At 60.9% G+C, this 16,286-nt stretch carries 16 protein-coding genes; 3 read left to right on the forward strand and 13 right to left on the reverse strand.

Annotation, left to right across the window (positions count from 1 at the left end; all coding sequences use genetic code 11):
* Window positions 1-101: 101 nt before the first annotated feature.
* Window positions 102-2,234, reverse strand: a complete 2,133-nt coding sequence (locus tag ACLB1Z_RS09080) for a molybdopterin-dependent oxidoreductase (protein ID WP_409563015.1) — start codon at window positions 2,232-2,234, stop codon at window positions 102-104.
* A 375-nt stretch (window positions 2,235-2,609) separates the two neighbouring features.
* Between ACLB1Z_RS09080 and ACLB1Z_RS09085 the strand changes: the two genes are divergently transcribed.
* Complete coding sequence (locus tag ACLB1Z_RS09085; protein WP_409563016.1) at window positions 2,610-2,885, forward strand: DUF6980 family protein; 276 nt, start codon at window positions 2,610-2,612, stop codon at window positions 2,883-2,885.
* Window positions 2,886-2,898: 13 nt separating this feature from the next.
* On the opposite strand, the gene ACLB1Z_RS09090 is transcribed toward ACLB1Z_RS09085, so the two are convergent.
* The 3 genes from ACLB1Z_RS09090 to epmA form a co-directional block, all read right to left on the reverse strand.
* Complete coding sequence (locus tag ACLB1Z_RS09090; RefSeq protein WP_409563017.1) at window positions 2,899-3,969, reverse strand: lysine-2,3-aminomutase-like protein; 1,071 nt, start codon at window positions 3,967-3,969, stop codon at window positions 2,899-2,901.
* Window positions 3,966-4,439, reverse strand: a complete 474-nt coding sequence (locus ACLB1Z_RS09095) for a GFA family protein (RefSeq protein ID WP_409563018.1) — start codon at window positions 4,437-4,439, stop codon at window positions 3,966-3,968. Before ACLB1Z_RS09095 ends, ACLB1Z_RS09090 begins: the two co-directional genes overlap by 4 nt.
* Window positions 4,440-4,504: 65 nt before the next feature.
* Window positions 4,505-5,554, reverse strand: coding sequence for an EF-P lysine aminoacylase EpmA (gene epmA / locus ACLB1Z_RS09100; protein WP_409563019.1), 1,050 nt, complete (start codon window positions 5,552-5,554; stop codon window positions 4,505-4,507).
* Between the two features lie 149 nt (window positions 5,555-5,703).
* Between epmA and efp the strand changes: the two genes are divergently transcribed.
* Window positions 5,704-6,273, forward strand: a complete 570-nt coding sequence (gene efp / locus ACLB1Z_RS09105; protein WP_013947220.1) for an elongation factor P — start codon at window positions 5,704-5,706, stop codon at window positions 6,271-6,273.
* A 58-nt stretch (window positions 6,274-6,331) separates the two neighbouring features.
* On the opposite strand, the gene ACLB1Z_RS09110 is transcribed toward efp, so the two are convergent.
* From ACLB1Z_RS09110 to ACLB1Z_RS09140, 7 genes are all read right to left on the reverse strand, one after another.
* A complete protein-coding gene (locus ACLB1Z_RS09110) occupies window positions 6,332-7,171 on the reverse strand; it encodes a transglutaminase-like domain-containing protein (protein WP_409563020.1) in 840 nt (279 codons plus the stop codon).
* A 205-nt stretch (window positions 7,172-7,376) separates the two neighbouring features.
* Complete coding sequence (gene glp, locus ACLB1Z_RS09115) at window positions 7,377-8,588, reverse strand: gephyrin-like molybdotransferase Glp (protein ID WP_409563021.1); 1,212 nt, start codon at window positions 8,586-8,588, stop codon at window positions 7,377-7,379.
* Window positions 8,589-8,593: 5 nt separating this feature from the next.
* Window positions 8,594-9,088, reverse strand: a complete 495-nt coding sequence (gene moaC, locus ACLB1Z_RS09120) for a cyclic pyranopterin monophosphate synthase MoaC (RefSeq protein ID WP_409563022.1) — start codon at window positions 9,086-9,088, stop codon at window positions 8,594-8,596.
* Window positions 9,085-9,882 carry an indole-3-glycerol phosphate synthase TrpC gene (gene trpC / locus ACLB1Z_RS09125; protein ID WP_409563023.1) on the reverse strand — a complete coding sequence of 266 codons (798 nt, stop codon included), beginning with the start codon at window positions 9,880-9,882 and terminating at the stop codon, window positions 9,085-9,087. Before trpC ends, moaC begins: the two co-directional genes overlap by 4 nt.
* Window positions 9,883-9,885: 3 nt before the next feature.
* The gene (trpD, locus tag ACLB1Z_RS09130) at window positions 9,886-10,884 is read right to left on the reverse strand and encodes an anthranilate phosphoribosyltransferase (RefSeq protein WP_409563024.1); all 999 of its coding nucleotides are present in this window, start codon (window positions 10,882-10,884) and stop codon (window positions 9,886-9,888) included.
* Between the two features lie 54 nt (window positions 10,885-10,938).
* Window positions 10,939-11,535, reverse strand: a complete 597-nt coding sequence (locus ACLB1Z_RS09135; RefSeq protein WP_409563025.1) for an anthranilate synthase component II — start codon at window positions 11,533-11,535, stop codon at window positions 10,939-10,941.
* A gap of 132 nt (window positions 11,536-11,667) precedes the next feature.
* Window positions 11,668-12,180, reverse strand: coding sequence for a SixA phosphatase family protein (locus ACLB1Z_RS09140; protein WP_409563026.1), 513 nt, complete (start codon window positions 12,178-12,180; stop codon window positions 11,668-11,670).
* A gap of 110 nt (window positions 12,181-12,290) precedes the next feature.
* Here ACLB1Z_RS09140 and ACLB1Z_RS09145 point away from each other — a divergent pair, with 110 nt between their 5' ends.
* Complete coding sequence (locus tag ACLB1Z_RS09145) at window positions 12,291-12,704, forward strand: hypothetical protein (protein WP_409563027.1); 414 nt, start codon at window positions 12,291-12,293, stop codon at window positions 12,702-12,704.
* Here the strand turns inward: ACLB1Z_RS09145 and trpE are convergent.
* Window positions 12,693-14,252 (reverse strand): anthranilate synthase component I, encoded by a 1,560-nt coding sequence (trpE, locus tag ACLB1Z_RS09150; protein ID WP_409563028.1) that lies wholly within the window; start codon window positions 14,250-14,252, stop codon window positions 12,693-12,695. The genes ACLB1Z_RS09145 and trpE overlap by 12 nt on opposite strands.
* Before the next feature lie 7 nt (window positions 14,253-14,259).
* Complete coding sequence (locus ACLB1Z_RS09155) at window positions 14,260-16,149, reverse strand: SurA N-terminal domain-containing protein (RefSeq protein ID WP_409563029.1); 1,890 nt, start codon at window positions 16,147-16,149, stop codon at window positions 14,260-14,262.
* Window positions 16,150-16,286 lie beyond the last annotated feature (137 nt).

Raw genomic sequence — 16,286 nt, forward strand, 5'->3', positions numbered from 1 at the left:
GGTTTTTAGCGTAACCGGGCTGTCTGGAATGTCACCTGGGGAACAGGCGGCCTGGGCAACGCGGTGCCGCCCAGGTCCGATTTCCGTTTGCAGATGGCGCCTTAGTTCACGCGCTGAACTTCGACGAGGTTGTCGGAGAACGTCGGGGCGCGGCCTAATCCGCTCCAGGCGTCCGACGAGATGCAATTGACGGAGCCATCCGAACGATTGAGCGACCGCCAATACCCGAGCGTCGCGACCACCACGCCATCGGGGACATCGTCTGTCACGCGCGCGACACCTTCAAAGTCGCCGCGATCGTTGTAGACGCGAACCGGATCACCGTCGCGCACCGAACGTCTCTCAGCGTCGCCCGGTGATATCATCACGAACTGGTCGCCTTGGATTTTAACTTTGTGCGGCTCGTTGGCGTAGCACGAGTTCAAGAATGCATGGCTCTTCGGCGAGATAATATTGAGCGTGTAAAGTTTGGCGCGCTCCGGGTTCGTTTCTGGTGTTTCGCGCGGCGGCACGAAGCCGGGAAGGGGATCAACAGGTTCGCCCGATTGCTCGCCCTCGTACATGGCGCGGAAGGGCCCGGCGACAAAGTTTTTGGCGTCGTGCAACAGGAACTCGACCTTGCCTGACGGCGTCGGGAAGTTGCCGTTGGCGTGCGGTGTGCGGGTGTCGGCTGCCCCGACGTCGATCTTGAAGTAGCCGTGGGTCTTAAAATACTCCATGTCGACGCCGCCCATCTTCGGGTCGGTCCAGTTGATGTACTCGGCGCATAATTCGCTGTCGGTCATTTTGAAGACGGGATCGTCGAAGCCCATTTCCTTCGCAAGCATTCGCCAGAGATCGCTCGTCGGCTTGCATTCGCCTGGCGGCTCGACGGCCTTCTGATTGTACGTCAGATAGAAATGGCCCCACGACCACATCATATCCTCGGCTTCTCCCGCCATCGCCGAAGGCAGGACGATGTCGGCATATTTCGCCGTGTCGGTGAGGAAGTGTTCGGCGACGACCGTGAACAGGTCTTCGCGCTGTAGGCCTTCGACAATTTTGTTCGTCTCGGGCGCCTGACTGACCGGATTGGTGCAGAAAACGAAGAGGCTCTTGATCGGCGGATCGAGCTTCATTTCACCGGTGAGCGCCGCGCCGAGACGCAGGTTGTTGACGACGCGGGTGCCGGGCTTGATCCATTCGGGGCGCGCGGCCTTTACCCAATCGATCGGGAAATCCCACAGCGGCATCTGCAGCAGGCCGCCGCCGACGTGACGCCAGGAACCGACGAGCGCAGGTAGGCTGCAGACAGCGCGGATCGCTTGGCCGCCGCCGGCACTGCGTTCGAGCGCGACGCCCAAACGAATGACAGACGGCTGCGCTGTCGCAAACTCGCGAGCGAATTTTTCAATGTCCTCGGCGGCCACGCCGGTCGTGCGTGCAACGTACTCGGGCGTGAATTCGGCGGCGCGTTCTTTCAGCTCGGGAAAGCCGTAGGTGTGCTTGTCGACGTAGTCTTGATCGACCAAGCCTTGGGCGATGATGGAATTGATGAAGCCCATCGCCAGCGCGCCATCGGTGCCGGGCTTGGGGCAGATGTGCCAGTCCGCGGCTTTTGCCGTGCGCGAGCGATAGGCGTCGATCACAACGAGCTTCGCGCCGCGCTTCTGCGCTTCGAGCACGAACGGCCAATGATGCAGATTGGTCGAGATCGAATTGGACGCCCAGATCACGATGAATTTGGCGTGGACGAAGCTTTCCGGATCAACCGCGCCGGTCGGTCCGACGGTCAGAAGCCATGCCGTCGAAGAGCCCGAGGCGCAGAACGTCTTTTCGTTCACGGTCGTGCCCAGGCGATTGAAAAACGGGTCACCGGAGTTGATGCCCTGCACGAGGCCCATATTGCCCAGATAGCTGTAGGGCATGATCGCCTGAGAGCCATGCTCGGCGATGATGTCGCGCCAGCGCGCGCCGATCTCGGAAATGGCCTCATCCCAGGAAATGCGTTTGAATTCTTTTGAGCCTTTGGGGCCGGTGCGTTTCAGCGGATAGAGCAGGCGGTCTGGATTATGATGATGGTCGGCGAAATCCTTGAGCTTCACACACAGGCCGCCGCGGGTCATCGGATGCTGTTTGTTACCGCGAACTTCTACGAGGCGGCCATTCTGGACCTCGTAGACCATTGCACAGGTGTCTGGACAATCGTGGGGGCAGGCGCCGAAGAATTTCTCCCGCTGCGGTTGCTCGTTCATGTTTCCTCCGTGGAAAGCCCGCCCATTCTTGAGGCGTGTTCTTAACGTGCGTCAGTTTGGCACCGAAGCGACGGAGAGCGCAACGCGAAAGCGTTTTGGCGACAGAGGGGGAAACGCGTTCAGAGGTCGGCGGGAATTAAAAGTGGTCCCGCCATTGGGCTGAATTGGCACGAAAGTCTGAAAGCGCGCCATCTTCTGTCTTCAGATGAATTCACTAGCTTTTCCGGCATGCTAAGACGACAAATTGGGAAGACCGCGTGGGAAGGGTCGCAGGATATGTCGAAGGCGCTATTTCCAGGGCGACGGGTGCTTTGGATGCCCTTGAATCTCGATTGGGCGCCTCCCAGTCGGTCCGTCCAGCACTGTTGCGCCTCAATGGTCGATGCATTGCGATTCGACTGCAAGGACCATGAGGATCCCTTCGCGTGCGCGGATTCGCTGATCGTCTACAATGAGGTCATGAACGAATACGGGCTGATCATCCACGACGGCACGGCATCGTATGTCTTGATCGATCGATGCCCGTGGTGCGGGACGCACCTGCCGCAGAGCCTGCGGGATGAATGGTTCGATGCCGTCGATGCGCTGGACCTGGAAGACGGTGTCCCGCCGCCGGAGCGCTTCCTATCGAGCGCATGGCGCAGGATTTAGTTCCAGTTCGCGATCAGGGAACGTCGGGAGCGGCGCAGGCGTCCTCGTAAACGTGCATCCCCCCATTGCGGTCGATAAAAATTTCATTGCCGTTTGCTGCAGTCTTCGAATGGCGCTCGACCGGGACCTTGCCGTGCGCTCCGGGAAGGTCGAGCACGTAAGTCGGAAGCGCAAGACCTGAGAGACGGCGGCGCAGTTCGAGCATTAGCTGGCGACCTTGGGCGATCGTTGTCCGGAAGTGCGCGGTGCCGGGCGCGAGATCGCCGTGATGGAGGTAATAGGGCCTCACGCGAAGCTCGATGAGACTGCGCATCAGAGTTTCTAACGTGTCAGCGTTGTCGTTGATGCCTTTGAGCAGCACCGTCTGGCTGACGAGCGGAATGCCCGCATCGACGAGACGCGCGATTGCGCTGCGTGCCGAAGCGGTCAACTCTTGCGGATGGTTTGTGTGCAAACCAACGAATACCGTCAGCCGGGATGCTTTCAGCGCCGAGATGAGATCGTCCGTCACGCGCTCGGGATCGACGATCGGTACGCGGGTGTGCCAGCGCAGGATTTTAACGTGCGGGATATTTGAAAGCGCCTCCGTGATCTCGCGGACGCGGCGCGGCGAGAGCACGAAGGGGTCGCCGCCGGTCAGGATCACTTCCCAGATTGCCGGCGTTTTCGCGATGTAGTCGAGCGCCGCGCTGAGTTCCGCGGCGGAGAGCGCTTCGCCGTTGTCCGGTCCCACCATCTCGCGGCGGAAACAGAAACGGCAGTAGACGGGGCAGACGCTCGCGATTTTCAGTAGGACGCGATCGGCGTAGCGATGAACGATGCCGGGGGCCGGACTTTTGATGCGATCACCGATGGGGTCGTCGCGCTCACGCGGATGCAATTCGAGTTCGTGGGCGCTGGGGACGAATTGGCGGGCAACGGGATCGTCCGTAGCTGAGGGATCGATCGCATTGGCGATGGCGGGTGTGATCGCAACGGCGTAACGCTTGGCGACATCACGCAGCGCGGCGCGATCTTCGGCGCGGGCGAGGCCCGCGTCGATGAGATCGTCAATCGATGTCAGCTTGCGTTCGAGCAGCGTCATTTGGGCGGCCAGATCTCCGTATCGTGATCGGGGTGCTGGTAGGAGACGAGCGTTTTAAGGAACGGCGCCGCGTTCGGGTCTTCGAGCGTCTCGTGCTGCGGAAGGCCCGCAACCCAATCGACATAGGGTAGCTTGGCTTCGGTGCCCCATTGGATTTTCGGGACGATTGTTTCTGGGTGATCGAAAGCGCCGATCGCGATCGCGACGCCGTCCGGCGCTTCGTAGGTCAGAGGCGTGCCGCACTCGGCGCAAAAGCCACGCGCAGCCGCGTTCGACGATTGGAATTTTTTCGGTTCGCCGCGCGTCCAGACGAGATTGGCGCCGCGCACGCTGACGAGTGGCGCGTAGAAGCTGCCAAACGCTTTCTGGCACATGCGGCAATGGCAGACCGATGCGTCGATGAGTTCGCCCTCGACGCGAAAGCGGACCGCGCCGCATTGGCAACCGCCGGTGTGGATCTCTTTGGTCATCGGTCTGTTCTCCCTCTCCCCATTCTCCTGCACTTTAGATGGGGAGAGGGGGACTTTGGCTGAGCTTATTTGCCTGTTTCCGGAAAGGGCGTCCATAAAACCTGATCAATCCGCTCGGCGCCGGTGGCGAGCATGACGAGACGATCAAAGCCGAGTGCACAGCCTGACGATGGCGGCATGACGCGTAGAGCTGCGAGGAAATCCTCGTCGATCGGATAACGCTCGCCGTAGATGCGCTGTTTCTCAGCCATCCACATTTCGAAGCGGCGGCGTTGTTCGTCGGCGTCGGTAAACTCGCCGAAGCCATTCGCAAGTTCGACGCCGCAGGCGAAAAGCTCGAAGCGTTCGGCGACCTGCGGATCGCTCAATACGGGGCGTGCAAGCGCAGCCTCTGCGACGGGATATTCATAGAGGATCGTCGGCGCAGGCGACCCGAGGCGGTCGTCTATCTTCTCGACGAGTACGCGGCTGAAGATATCCGACCATGTATCGTCAGCGGCAATGCGAATGCCGACAGCTTCCGCGGCGGCGGCAAGTGCTGCGCGGTTGAGAATGTTCTGCGATATCGCTTCGCGCAGCGGCATCCCGGCAAATTGAAGGAAAGCTTGTTCCAACGTCAGCGCGTGGAACGCCGCGCCGGGATTGCAGGTCTTGCCGCGTAAGGTCCATTCCAAGTGCCCGGCTGCTTCGGAGGCGATTTTCAAGACCGTCGCGCAATCGTCCCAGAGCGTTTGGTAGGGCTCGTCGGCACGATACCATTCGAGCATGGTGAATTCGGGGCTGTGCAGGCTGCCGCGTTCGCGATTGCGAAACACTGGTGCGAAAGCGAAGATTTTCGTTTCGCCTGCGGCCAGCAGTTTCTTCATCGCAAGTTCGGGCGATGTATGCAGATAAAGTTCGTGCCGGGAAAGATCCGTGCCGATCATATCCGTCCGGAAGGCATGGAGGTGTGTTTCGTTCCCGGGCGACACCTGCAGGATGCTAGGCTCGACCTCGGTAAAGCCTTGGCCCACGAACCAATTGCGAATTGCGGCCTTGATACGGCCCCGCCCAACCAGAAATGGGCGGCGGTCGGCGTGGCGTTCGGGGCTCCACCAGGGGGATTGATGCGACATGCTTGCAAATTGGGCGTTCAGGACAGGGTTGCCGCACTTGGCGGCAAGGGGCTAAGCGGGTATGAGACGCGACAGATTCCCTGAAGGCTTCCGCCGGCTGGCCGCCCATGAGGCGGCCGCAGCGCTTTGATTAAAACGGAGACGTACCCGTGGTGAAGGTTATTGCAAGCTCGGTCCGCAAAGGCAATGTGCTCGATCTGGATGGCAAGCTTGCCGTCGTGATGCATGCGGAAAATATCCATCCGGGCAAGGGTACGCCCGTCACGCACCTCGAGATGCGCCGCATCGCCGATGGCGTGAAGGTTACCGAGCGCTACCGTACGACGGATCAGGTCGAGCGCGCCTACCTCGACGAAAAAGACTTCAATTTCCTCTATGAAGACGACATGGGCTACAACTTCATGCAGCCCGAAACCTTCGACCAGATCACCATTCCGAAGGATGTGCTCGGCGATCAGGGCCAGTGGCTGCAGGAAGGCATGACGTGCCTCGTGTCGTTGCACGAGGGGAATCCGATCTCGGTGGAACTGCCGCAGCGCGTGACGTTCGAGATCGTCGAAGCCGATCCGGTCGTCAAAGGCCAAACGGCGTCATCTTCTTATAAGCCCGCGAAGCTTTCGAACGGCGCACGCGTGATGGTACCGCCGCACATCGGCGCTGGCACTCGCGTCGTCGTCATGACGGAAGACGGTTCGTACGTCGAACGCGCGAAGGATTAGTTTTTGTTTGCGCCGGGCGACTCCCCTCCGGGCAGCCGGCCGCTCGGCGCGTGTTTTTTTAAGCCGCGCGTGACGAGAGTTCTTCGGCGCGCTGGGGCGCGACTTCCTCACAAATGACCTTGAACTCGGCCAGATAGTGCTGGCCGAATGACGTCACCATCGCGACGTCGGCAGCGTCGCGGCCGCGCGCGATGACGATGCGGCCGGTGCGCGGAACATTATGGCGCGCGTCGAACGTGACCCAGCGATGGTCGACGTAGGCTTCGAACCAGGCACTGAAGTCCATCGGAGCCGGATCGGGTGGCACGCCGATATCGCCGAGGTAGCCGTTGACGTATGCCGCAGGAATGTTGAGGCAGCGGCAGAACGCGATGGCGAGATGCGCGAAGTCGCGGCAGACGCCGGTCCCTTCTTTGTAAGCTTCGAACGCCGTGCGGGTGGAGCGCGCTTGTTGATAGTCGAAGCGAATATGATTGTGTACGAAATCGCAGATCGCTTTCACACGTGCGTAACCGGGCGGCACGTTGCCGAAGAGTTGCCAGGCGATTTGCGTCAGCTCATCGGTCTCGCAATAGCGGCTGCCGCTGAGGAAGTGCATGGCGTAATTTGGCAGATCAGCGACGGGAATTTCGCGGGCGCTAAGTGGCGCTTCTTCCAGCTCACCGCTATCGCGCACCACAGCGCGATAGCTGAGCTTCAGTAAGCCTTTTGGTGCAACGAGACGCTGCGTGCGGTTGCCGTAAATATCCAGCCCGCGTTCGATAGCGATATCGGGAACGTTGAGTGCATCTTCGTAGATGATATCGCGACGGCGGCCGGGGTGGACGTCGAGAAGCAGGAGCAGTGGCGTGGGGGCAGAAACTTCAAGCCCAATATCGTATCCGACGTGAATGAGCATAATCGTACGCCCTCGCGACAAACAAGTTTGCCAAAAAACGTCATGCAGCAGTCGAATGTTCCGAAATAAAAGGCGGAGATCTGCACAAATATCCAGCAAAAATGCGCTGTTTGGCGTGTTCAGCCAACAAATCCGGCGCACACGGCCAACTTTAGTTTGATTTTGCGCCGCGTTTTATTTTGCGTTGAAGATACTCAGCACGCAATCAAATATCTAACCGCAGTACTTTCACGGTCGTTCCGGCATGGAGCGATGGCGCGTCCGCAGGGATTACAACGAGGCAATTGGCGCGCTGGAGAGATTTGACGAGGCCGCTGTCCTGGTTTGTGAACGGCGTGACACGAGCTGGTGACGTCGAAACATCAAGCAAGCCGCGCATATAGTGTTCGCGTGGGCCGTTGGCGGGCACGGGGCCTGTCAGCGCAGCATCGATGGCTTGGAACGGCTTCTCAAGGCCGAGCAGACGACCGATGAGCGGCACGAGAAAAACGCGTGCGCAGATCATTGCAGCAACGGGGTTGCCGGGGAGACCGAGGCAGTATTGCAATTTACCGCCGACGTGACGTGAGCCGAAGAAGAGTGGCTTTCCCGGGCGCATCGCGATTTTGTAGAAGTCGAGCTTAGCGCCTGCGTTCTCAAGTGCCGGTCGAACCAAATCGTGGTCTCCGACGGACGCGCCTCCGCTCGTGACCAGCACATCGGCATCGTCGGCGGCTGAGATGAATTCTTCAAGCGAAGCAAGTGAATCGCGCGCGATGCCGAGGAAGTGCGCCTTGCCGCCCGCCATTTCGACGACGGATGCGAGACCGTATGCGTTTGACCCCGAGATCTGGCCGAGGGCCAAAGGTTTTCCCGGAGTGACCAGTTCATCGCCTGAGGAAAGGATCGCCACAACCGGCTTGCGGACAACAGAGAGTTCACCGTAGCCACAAGACGCCGATATCAAAACATCGCGCGCGGTCAGGAGGCGACCGCGTTCGATAAGGCGCTCGTCCTTCGCAAAGTCTTGGCCCTTCGGGCGAATGTTGGCGCCGCACTTCGCGGTTTCTAGAACGGTGACGGTCGGGCCCGACGCGGTGGTGTTTTCCTGAATGACGACGGCGTCGGCGTCGTCTGGAACGCGGCCACCGGTAAAAATGCGGACGGCTTCGCCCTTACCAAGAGAACCATCGAAAGGATGCCCTGCACCCGATTCGCCGACGAGGTTGAGCGTAGCGGGAACGCTCGCGATATCGTCCGCGCGGACGGCGTAACCGTCCATAGCGGAAGCGTCAAAAGGTGGGTTGTCGACTTTTGAAATGACTGGGCTCGCCAGCGTGCGACCGTGGGCATGGAGCAGATCGACCGTCTCGGCGTTGAGGGTCGTGGCGTTTTCCAGGATGCGTTGCAACGCGACGGAAACGGGAAGCAAAGCCATGTGCGTCAGCCGCCTGCCGGGCGGGGACCGGCTTTGTAGGTGCCCGACTTGCCACCCGCTTTTTCTACGAGGCGCACGTCGCTGATGACCATGCCGCGGTCTACCGCTTTCAGCATGTCGTAGAGCGTGAGGCAGGCGACGGAAACAGCCGTCAACGCTTCCATTTCGACGCCGGTCTGGCCGGATACTTTCACTTCCGACGTGACGCGAATGCCGGTCGGCGCATGCGAAATTTCGAAATCGACGGTCGCCTTCGTGATGGCGAGCGGATGACAGAGAGGGATCAGCTCATGCGTGCGCTTCGCCGCCATGATCCCCGCGATGCGGGCAGCGGCGATGACGTCGCCTTTCTTGGCAGTTCCGGTTTCGACGAGAGCGAGCGTCTCGGGCCGCATCGCGATGAAGCCCTCGGCGACGGCGTGACGTGCGGTGACAGCCTTATCTGACACGTCGACCATGCGGGCGTCGCCCTTGTCGTCGATGTGCGAAAGCTTGCTCATGACGCCGGCGCGAGCAGGGTCTTGGTCGCGGCCGTCACGTCGGACTGCCGCATCAGGCTTTCGCCCACCAGGAAGGTATTGACGCCGACCTTTGAAAGACGCGCAAGATCAGCCGGTGTGAAAATGCCGCTTTCGCCTACGACAATGCGATCGGCCGGCACTTGTGGCGCCAGATCTTCCGTCGTTTTCAGCGTCACTTCGAACGTTTTGAGATTGCGATTGTTGATGCCGATCAGGCGACAGTCGAGCTTCAAGGCGCGTTCAAGCTCGGCGGCGTTGTGGACCTCGGCGATGGCATCCATGCCCCAGTCTTTCGCCGCTTCGGCGAGATCATGGGCCGTCGCGTCGTCGACTTCGGCTAGGATGATCAGGATGCAGTCGGCGCCCCAGGCGCGGGCTTCGGCGACCTGATAGGTATCGATCATGAAGTCCTTGCGCAGAACGGGAAGCGAGGTCGCTTCGCGCGCCGCCGTCAGGAATTCGGGTGCGCCCTGGAACGACGGCCGATCGGTCAGCACTGAGAGGCAAGCCGCGCCGCCGGCCTCATAGGCTTTTGCGAGCGCAGGAGGATCGAAGTCGGCACGGATCAGGCCTTTCGAAGGTGAGGCCTTTTTGACCTCGGCGATGAGCGCCGGTTTCTTTTCCGCATGCTTCGCCGCGATCGCGCCGGCAAACGGGCGCACATGCGGTGCGGAGCGAGCGTATTCGGCAATGACGCGCAGCGGCTTGATGGTCTTCGCGCGCGCGACCTCATCGACCTTGTATGCGGTGATTTTGTCGAGGATGTCGGCCATGGCTTAGATCCGGTCGTTCGTTACCGCGACGAGGCGGTCGAGCGCTCTAGCCGCGCGACCGCTGTCGATTGAAGCTTCGGCTTTGGCGATGCCGTCCGGCAGGCCATCGGCCTTGTCGGCGACGACGAGCGCGGCGGCGGCATTCAGCACGACGATATCGCGATAGGGGCCGGGCTCGCCCTGCAGCAGCGAATGGATAGCGGCAGCATTTGTGGCCGCATCACCGCCTTTCAGCGCTTCGATAGTGCTGCGCTTCAGGCCCGCGTCTTCCGGCGTCAAGTCGAAGGCGTAGATGTCGCCGTCCTTGAGTTCGGCAACGTGGGTGATGCCGGTCGTCGTCAACTCGTCCATGCCGTCCGCGCCGTGTACGACCCAGGAATGAACGGAGCCGAGCTTGCGCAGCACCTCGGCGATCGGTTCGACGAGTTTGCGGTCGTAGACGCCGAGGATCTGGCGCGTCACTTGCGCCGGATTGCACAGCGGTCCGAGCAGATTGAAGATCGTCCGCAGGCCGAGATCGGTGCGGATCGGTGCCCAAGCCTTGAACGAGGGATGATAGAGCGGCGCCCAGAGAAAGCCGACACCGGCATCGGCAATGGCGCGCGAGACCATCACGGGCGGCACGTCAAGCTTGACGCCGAGGGCTGCCAGAACGTCGGAGGCACCGGAAAGGGATGTCACGGCGCGGTTGCCGTGTTTCGCGACGATCGCGCCCGCACCGGCCGCAACAAACGTTGCCGCTGTCGAAATGTTATAGGTGCCGCGGCTGTCGCCGCCGGTACCGACGATGTCGATGGCGCCGGGCGGCGCGTCGACGGTCGTCATGCGGCTGCGCATGAACTTGGCAGCGCCGGTGATCTCTTCCGTCGTCTCGCCGCGGACGCGGAGGCCCATCAGAAAGGCGCCCATCGCAACGGGCGGGGCGATGCCGGACATCAGCAGGTCTAGGGCCTGTTGCGTGCCTTCGTCACCGAGCGTTTCGCCATCGGCGATGCGGTTCATTAGGCGCTTCAGTTCGCGCGCGGGATTTGTGACGGTGCTGGTTGCTGTCACGGGTCAGGCTGCCTTGCGGCTCTTGGGAGCTAGTCCTGCGAGGTCGAGGAAGTTGGCGAGGAGGGCGTGACCCTGCTCGGAGGCTATGCTCTCCGGATGGAACTGCACGCCGTGCACCGGATGCGACTTGTGCTGCAGGCCCATGATCAGGCCGTCGTCCGTTTCGGCCGTCACCTCAAGGCAGTCCGGCAGCGTCGCCCGGTCGACGATCAGTGAGTGATAGCGCGTGATCTCGAAGCGTTCCGGTAGGCCCTTGAAGATGCCTTTGCCGGTATTGGTGATGGCCGACAGCTTGCCGTGCATCGGGTTTGGCGCGCGGACGACGTTGCCGCCATAGGCCTGGCCAATGGCTTGGTGACCGAGGCAGACGCCGAGCAGCGGAATGGTCGCGCCCGCCTTCTTGATGAGGTCGAGGCAGACCCCGGCTTCGTTCGGGGTGCAGGGACCGGGCGACAGCACGATGGCTTTCGGGTTCTGGGCCAACACCTCTTCGGCGGTAACCTTGTCGTTGCGAATGACGACGCTTTCGGTGCCAAGCTCGCCCAGATAGTGGACGAGATTGTAGGTAAAGCTATCGTAGTTATCTATCAGGATCAGCATATTGGCCCTTGGTCTGCCGACATCCGACGTGCGCGCTGTCCTTCTAGCAGACCATGACATGCGCGCGACACGGAAAAATATGGATATCAGGACCTTCGTTTCAACGTTTGCAGCGTTCAGGTCTGCGGACGCTCAGGCGCGGTCGCGAGGTGTCAAGAAGGCTTCCAGATGCCCGGAAGCCGGCAGGAGGTCCTGCCAGCTTGTTTGCTCGAACGTGAAAACCGCCAGGGCACAGGTGGGGAACTTGTCCTCCAGGCGGGAAATGGACTTGGCGTCGCCGGTTCCGGTGAGAAACAGGGCGAGGCCGTGCATGCCTGGGTTGTGGCCGATCATCAGCACCCGTTTGATGCCGGCGGGGACGGCCTTCAGGCGGCTGTAGAGGGTTTCCTGGCTGGTGAGATACAACTGATCGTCAAACGTCACTTCGGCGTCTTTAACGCTGGGGGTAATGAGCGCCAGCGTCTCGCGGGTCCGTTTTGCGGACGAGCAGAGAATAAGCTCGGGAGCAAAATTCAGCTCTTTCAGGGCCGCGCCCATCAACGGAGCCGCCATCCGTCCGCGATCGTTCAGAGGCCGATCGAAATCGTCGATGTCAGTGGCGTCCCAGCTCGATTTGGCATGGCGCAGGAGGGCGAGTGACAGCATTTCGGCCTTGGGCTGGCGTTGTGCGACGAGCAAACCTTATAGCAGGTCGCTCGTGCAGTTAAGCGATAGGCCATAGATTCGCGCCGTCGTCATGACAAGGTCCATCAGCAATGGATTACCTTCTGGCGCCGCTTTTCTGGATCCTGGGTCTCATCGCCAGCATTGTCTGGTGGGTGATCGTACAAGTTTTATGGATCGTGCTGTGGCTGCTGCTGCCGCTGGCCGTCGTCGCATTCATCGGCTTGCGCATGGCCGAGCGCGTGCTCGGGCAGGAGAAGGTGCGGGGCTGGGTTAAGACCCGGACGCAGCGCTACGGCTCGGCAGCTTCGAAGCGGATGCAGCGTTGGATTTTCGCGTTCGGCGTGCTGCCGGTCCGCGTGCTGTTCTGGTTTCCGATCTATGCACTCTGGCACAGCATCGTCAGCCTGCTGTGGCGGCCGAAGTGGTCGCCGTGGCAGCGGGCCTGGGCCAAGCGCTGGAAGGCAAATGCAAAGCCGCGCGGGGCGGGTAAATCAGCGACCTGAATACGGCACGTTCGATGCGCGCGATGCGAAGCGCACGGCTTCTTCGGCGGCGCGAACAACAGCCATGGCTTTATTGATGCATTCCTGTTGCTCGTTCTCGGGCACGCTATCGTGCACGATTCCGGCGCCGGACTGCACGTGGATCATGCCGTCCTTCAGAATGGCCGTCCGCAAGACGATGCAGGTATCCATCTCGCCGTTGGCTGAGAAATAGCCGACGCAGCCCGCATAAGGTCCGCGCTTGCCCTTCTCGAGTTCCGCGATGATTTCCATGGCGCGGACTTTCGGCGCGCCCGATACGGTGCCGGCCGGAAATCCCGCCATCAGTGCGTCGATGGCATCGTGGTTTTTTTCGTCGAGCTTGCCGATGACGTTCGAGACGATGTGCATCACATGGCTGTAGCGCTCGATAATGAACTTGTCTGTGACGGTGACGGTGCCTGGCTCGGAGACGCGGCCGACATCGTTGCGACCGAGATCAAGCAGCATCAAATGCTCGGACCGCTCTTTCGGATCGGCAAGCAACGCGGATGCGAGAGCCTTGTCTTCGGCATCGGTGGCGCCGCGGCGGGCCGTGCCGGCAATGGGGCGGATGGTGACGACGCCGTCGCGGGCGCGAACGAGAATTTCGGGCGACGAGCCGACGAGCTGCATGTCGCCGAAATCAAGATGAAAAAGGAACGGCGACGGGTTGAGGCGGCGAAGCGCGCGATAGAGCGCGAACGACGGCAGATCGAATGGTGCGGAGAACCGCTGCGAGAGGACGACCTGAAAGATGTCGCCCGCCTTGATGTATTCCTTCGCCTTCGCGACCATCGCCATATATTCGGCGGGAGTGGTGTTCGATTGCGGCTCTTGCAGCGCGGCGCTTGCGGACGTCGTTGATGTCGAATGCGGGAGGGGCGCTTCGAGACGATCGATCGCGGCGGTGATGCGTTTCAGTGCCGTCGCATAAGCGTCTTCCGCTGGGACGTCGGGATGCGGCCGGACGGGTGAAACCAGGATCATCTCATCTTTGACGTTGTCGAAGATCAGCATCAACGTCGGGCGGATGAGGATCGCGTCGGGCACGCCGAGCGTGTCGGGAAGCATTTCCGGCAGGTTCTCGATCAGCCGGACCGTATCGTAGCCCATGTAGCCGAAAATACCGGCGGCCATTGGCGGCAGCGCTTCCGGCAACGTGATGGCGCTTTCCTGCAGTAGATTGCGCAGCGATTGCAGCGTCGGACGATCGTCGCGCTGGAAGGCGTCAGGGTTGGCTTCGGGCGAGCGATTGATTTCGGCGGTGTCGCCGTTCGCTTTCCAGATCAGGTCTGGGGCCAAGCCGATGACGGAGTATCGGCCGCGCGCCGAGCCGCCCTCGATCGATTCCAGCAGGAAGCTCATCGCGCGATGCTCGGCGAGCTTCAAGTAAGCTGAAACGGGTGTTTCGAGGTCGGCGATGAGGCGCGTCCAGACGACCTGGGGTTTACCCTCATCGTAGATGCGCGCGAACGCATCGGCGGGCGGACAGATTTCCGTTGCGGGCAGGGCCGAAAGGACGCTCACGTCATTCTCACTCGTCGCTGACGCCAATTGCCGACTTCAACTCAGCCTCGTTGACGGAGGCGCCGAGCTGCTTTTTCAACGTTTCGGTGTATTCCGTCAGCGTCTGGTTCGCGAGTTCCTGATCGAGCTGCTTGTTCAGCTCATCGGTTTCCGTCAGCGACGCCGGGGGCGCTGGAATGACCTCGGTGACCTTGAAGACGACTTGGGTCGTGTTGTCCGGCGACGGCCCATAGCTTGCCTTGCCTTGCGGCAGAGCGAACGCCTGCGTGACGACGCCTTGAGACACGCTCGGCGGGATGGTCTTGCGCGTGAGCGGATCTGTCTTTTCGACCTTGTTCTTGGCTTCCGCCTCGATCGCTGTCATCGGTTCACCACCGTTGACGCGGTCTGCAAGCTTTTTGGCGAGTTCGTCGATGAGGCGGTGGCGTTCGGCCGTGATGAAATCGGTTTTGACCTGATCCTTCACGGCGTCGAAAGTCTTTTGCTTCGGTGCATCGGTCGAAAGCACGTTGACCCAGGCGAAGCCGTCGTCGCCAAGCTCGATGCCGGCGTCGTCGTTGCTGCTGTCGGGAGCGAAGGCGCGCGAGACGATCTTGCGAAGGTTCGGCGTCTCCATAACGGGCTTGCCGTCAGGGCCCAGGCCGGTGGCATCAGTCGCGGGAATTTCCTTGAACGGCAGCTTCATGCTGTCGGCGATCTCCTTCAGAGATTTGCCGGCGATGCGATTGTCTTCGATCTCGTCGTGCTTGTCCTGCAACTCGGCCTTGGCCTTTTCGGTGGCGAGCTTGTCGCGCACCTGATCCTTGACGTCGGCGAGGGTGCGGGTGACGCCCGGCACGATCTGGGTGACGCGCAGGATGACCGTCGCAAAGCGGCCTTCGACGACGTCGGAATACTTGTCCTTTTCGAGCGAGAAAGCGACGTCGGCGACCTTCGGGTCGATCAGCGACTTCTTCGCGACGAGGCCGAGATCGACGTCGGTGTCCTTGGCGCCGGTTTCCTTGGCGATGTCGCCGAACGTCTTCGTGCCGTCGCGAAGGGCTTTCAACGCCGCTTCGGCTGTCGCTTTGTCTTTGAATGAGATCTGCTGGATGCGCCGCTCTTCGGGGGTGTCGTAAGTCGCTTTGGACGCTTCATAAGCCTTGGCGATCTCTTCGTCGGTAATGTTGATCTGTTTTTTCAACGCGTCGACGTCGAGAGTGAGCACCTGGATCTTGCGATACTCAGGCGTCATGTATTTCGACTTGTCCTTGTCGTAGAGTTCCTTGAGCTTGGCTTCCGTCGGGTCGGCAACGGTCACGGCCTCGGGATCGATCTTGACCCATTCGATGACGCGCTTTTCCTGATTATAGGCGTGCATCAGATCGAACAGCGGTTTGGGAACCGTCTGAGCTTCGACCATGGAACGGATGATTGCCGCGCGCAGTTCATCCTTGCGGCGCAAGGCGAGGAACCCCTGTTCACTCATGCCGAGCTGCTGCAGCAGCGATTCGAAATTCTGTCGCGAGAATTTGCCGTCGGTCTGGAAGTCGGGATCTGATTGGATGCCTTCGACGAGCGTTTTGTCCGACATCGCAAGGCCAAGCTGTTTGGCGTGCGCTTCGACAGCGGCACCGGCAATGAGCTGTGCCAGCACGCGGCGGTCGAGACCGAACGCATGGCCTTGTTCGGCCGTGATGCGGCGCCCGGCCTGCTGCGAGAACCGGTCGAGTTCGTTCTGGAAGGTGCGGCGGAATTCTTCGTCCGAAATTTCGGTACCGCCGACCTTGGCGACGAAGCCACGGCCCCAGCCGTTGAACACGTCATGGACGCCCCAGATGCCGAAGCTCATGACGAGCAATCCGAACAGCAGCTTGGCGACCCGGGTTTGGGCGCCGCGTCTGAGAGCTTCGAGCATGGGTAATGACGTCCCGTTGATGGAAGCGTGACGTAGCCGCGCGGAACGGCGTAAGGTCAGCAAGCTTCGAATGGCAGTTTCCGCGCGAAGCGCGGGTTGGATGGGCGTGATATGAAGCCCAGCCCGTTTCGGATTGC

The organism is Hyphomicrobium sp. MC8b (assembly GCF_905067615.1).
GTDB lineage: Bacteria > Pseudomonadota > Alphaproteobacteria > Rhizobiales > Hyphomicrobiaceae > Hyphomicrobium_B.